At 57.0% G+C, this 2,739-nt stretch carries 4 protein-coding genes; all 4 read left to right on the top strand.

The annotated features are described in order from the left end of the window. Positions 1-301, top strand: a 301-nt coding sequence (locus VGG64_00365) for a glycosyltransferase (protein ID HEY1598021.1), incomplete at its 5' end; no start/stop codon positions are given. 213 nt (positions 302-514) lie between these two features. Then, on the top strand, positions 515-1,027 hold the full coding sequence (locus tag VGG64_00360; protein HEY1598020.1) for a serine acetyltransferase: 513 nt from the start codon (positions 515-517) through the stop codon (positions 1,025-1,027). Beyond that, the gene (locus VGG64_00355) at positions 1,024-2,205 is read left to right on the top strand and encodes a glycosyltransferase family 2 protein (GenBank protein ID HEY1598019.1); all 1,182 of its coding nucleotides are present in this window, start codon (positions 1,024-1,026) and stop codon (positions 2,203-2,205) included. Before VGG64_00360 ends, VGG64_00355 begins: the two co-directional genes overlap by 4 nt. Before the next feature lie 24 nt (positions 2,206-2,229). Further along, the coding region (locus tag VGG64_00350) for a glycosyltransferase (GenBank protein HEY1598018.1) at positions 2,230-2,739 on the top strand (510 nt) is incomplete at its 3' end.

Genomic DNA, 2,739 nt, shown 5'->3' with positions numbered 1-2,739 from the left:
AGTTATCATGGAGGCACTGGCTCTAGGGCGTCCGGTCATTTCCACATATATTGCTGGAATTCCGGAGCTGGTAAGTTCAGCTTGCGGATGGATTGTGCCGTCCGGATCGGAAAGCGAACTGACCGGGGCAATACGTGAGGCTCTGACAGTCGATTCGCAGAGGTTGCAGCAGCTTGGTATGGAGGGCCGTCGTCTGGTAGAGGAAAGGCACGACGTAAGAACGAATGTTCGGCAGCTGCAAAAGCTACTTGCCGCGGCGTTGAAACCGGACGCAAATTCTCTCGTCAAGAACGCGGTTTAAAGCGAAGATTGCCGACGTCCCTCGCCGCTGCTTGAACTCCTCCGGCGTCAGCTGATGCATTCAAAAAAGCCTGTAGAAATCCGTACGGCTGCGCTTCGCAGGCTTAGTTCCTTGCGTCGTCTCCCGAGTTTCGCTGAGGGCCTGCTGATCGTGAGCATGGAGGCCATGATGCTGCGCCGTCCTGTTCTAACCAGTCCGCTGTGACAGCGTTGCATGTTTCAGAACATTAGGCAGGATCTGAAAGCACACAACGGCGATTGGGCCGCCCAAGGCTTTTGGGCGCTGGTCGTGTATCGTTTCGGACGCTGGCGCTATCGGGTACGCCCACGGCCCGTACGCAAGTTTTGCTCCCTTATCTATAAGATTCTATTCAAGCTGACGCAGATCATGACGGGGATAGAATTACCGTGTGAAGTGGAGATAGGGCGAAATTTTGTGATTGATCATTTCGGGGGGATCGTCATCAGCGGCTTCGCCAAATTTGGCGACAACTGCCGCATTCGTAATGGAGTGGTCATTGGGCTGCGGCGGGTCGAAGAGCCGCAAGCGCCGGTGATAGGAAATAACGTGGACATCGGTGCGGGCGCCAAGATCCTAGGGCCCATATCGGTCGGCGATAACGTGGTGATCGGCGCAAATGCCGTTGTGATCAATGACGTACCGGACAATTGTGTCGCCGTCGGTGTTCCTGCGGTCAACAAACCCAGACGGAACATTGGAAATTGACGACCTTATTTGAAATCCTGCTCACCACGATGGCAGCATCCGTCTTGGTGCCAACCACGACGCTTTGGCTGGAAGTGCTATGCGCGGCCGTAAAGCGCTCCGACCCGATGGGTGTGGCACCCGGGCGACCGCCGATTGCCGTGCTCATCCCGGCCTATAACGAGGCCGCTACGATCACCGAGACACTTCAGTCGATAATGCGGCAGCTAACGGGAGCCGATAGGATCCTGGTCGTCGCGGACAACTGCTCTGACGACACCGCCGAAATCGCCTCAGCGGCGGGAGCCGAAGTCATCACCCGTACAGTGCCGGCACTGCGGGGCAAGGGTTACGCGCTCGATTTGGGCGTACGCCACCTACGAGAGCGTCCGCCACCGATCATCGTCATCATCGATTCCGATTGCCAAGTCTCGCCGGGGTCGATTGACCAATTAGCCCGTCGTTGTGCCGCTGCCGCTCGACCGGTTCAGGCGCTATATCTGATGCGCGCACCTCAAGGCGCCGGGCTGAAGATGCGGATCGCCGAGTTCGCGTGGATCGTCAAGAATAGAGTGCGCCCCCTAGGCCTATCCGCGCTGAATTTGCCCTGCCAATTAATGGGCACCGGCATGGCATTTCCGTGGGAATGCATCGGCTCGGCCAACTTGGCCACCGGTCATCTGGTCGAAGATCTCAAGCTGGGCGTTGAGTTGGCCCGCACCGGTCGGCCCCCGCTGTTTTGTGAGCAGGCTCTCGTAACCAGTTACTACCCTGCCTCCGAGGAAGGCATTCACGGCCAACGCCGGCGGTGGGAACACGGCCATCTGGGAATGATTGCGAAGGAGGCACCCCTCCTCCTCCTGAAGGCTCTCAGGTCTCTCGACATCGGATTGCTAGCCATGTCGCTGGATCTGGCGGTGCCGCCCCTCAGCTTATTGAGCCTGCTCGTCACAGTGACGTGGCTGGCCGCCGCCGTGTTTGCGGCGCTTACGGGGCTGACATTTCCCCTTGAAATCGCGATCCTGGCGATTGTACTGCTGGTATTATCGGTGATGATCTCGTGGGTGCGCTACGGACGTGGCACGCTCTCTTTGCGCGATCTCGCATCGGCTCCCGTTTACGCCTTGTGGAAGCTTCCGTTATACGTGAGTTTCATCGTATCACGGCAGCTGGAATGGGTACGCTCAAAACGAGATTAGCCAGCATATTATTTAGATACACTTATGCAACAGGTCGACGTAGCAGTAATAATAGTTAGCTACAGATCAGCGCGGCTTGTCGTCGAGGCTTTGAAGTCAGTCTGCGACGAGCGGGCCAGGGCCACGTCGAGTATCAGAGTCGTTGTCGTAGATAACGCTTCGGGAGACGAAGGGGAAATCGCTTCGGCTGTGGCAGCGCGATCCTGGGGATCATGGGTCGAGTTGGTGGCTGCGCCAAAAAATGGTGGCTTCGCCTACGGAAACAACCTTGGAATACGGACCGCGTGCAACTTCCGTGTCCCGGATTATATCTATCTTCTGAACCCTGACGCGCAAGTGAGGCTAGGCGCCATTCAGACTTTAGTAGATTTTCTGGAGACTCATCCAGAGGCGGGGATTGCCGGTAGCAGTTTCGAAACGGTCGACGGCAAAGATTGGCCATATGCGTTTCGTTTCCCTGGCCTCATAAGCGAGGCAATTTCTGGAATCGAAGTCGGGCTTGCCACCCGGATGTTCAAACGATGGCAAGTGGCA

The organism is Pirellulales bacterium (assembly GCA_036490175.1).
Lineage (GTDB): Bacteria > Planctomycetota > Planctomycetia > Pirellulales > JACPPG01 > JACPPG01.
This window is presented reverse-complemented; position numbering and strand designations above follow the sequence as displayed.

Excerpts from the sequence above, each read along its gene's own strand:
- VGG64_00360 (HEY1598020.1), top strand. The coding sequence starts at position 515 with ATGTTTCAGAACATTAGGCAGGATCTGAAAGCACACAACGGCGATTGG.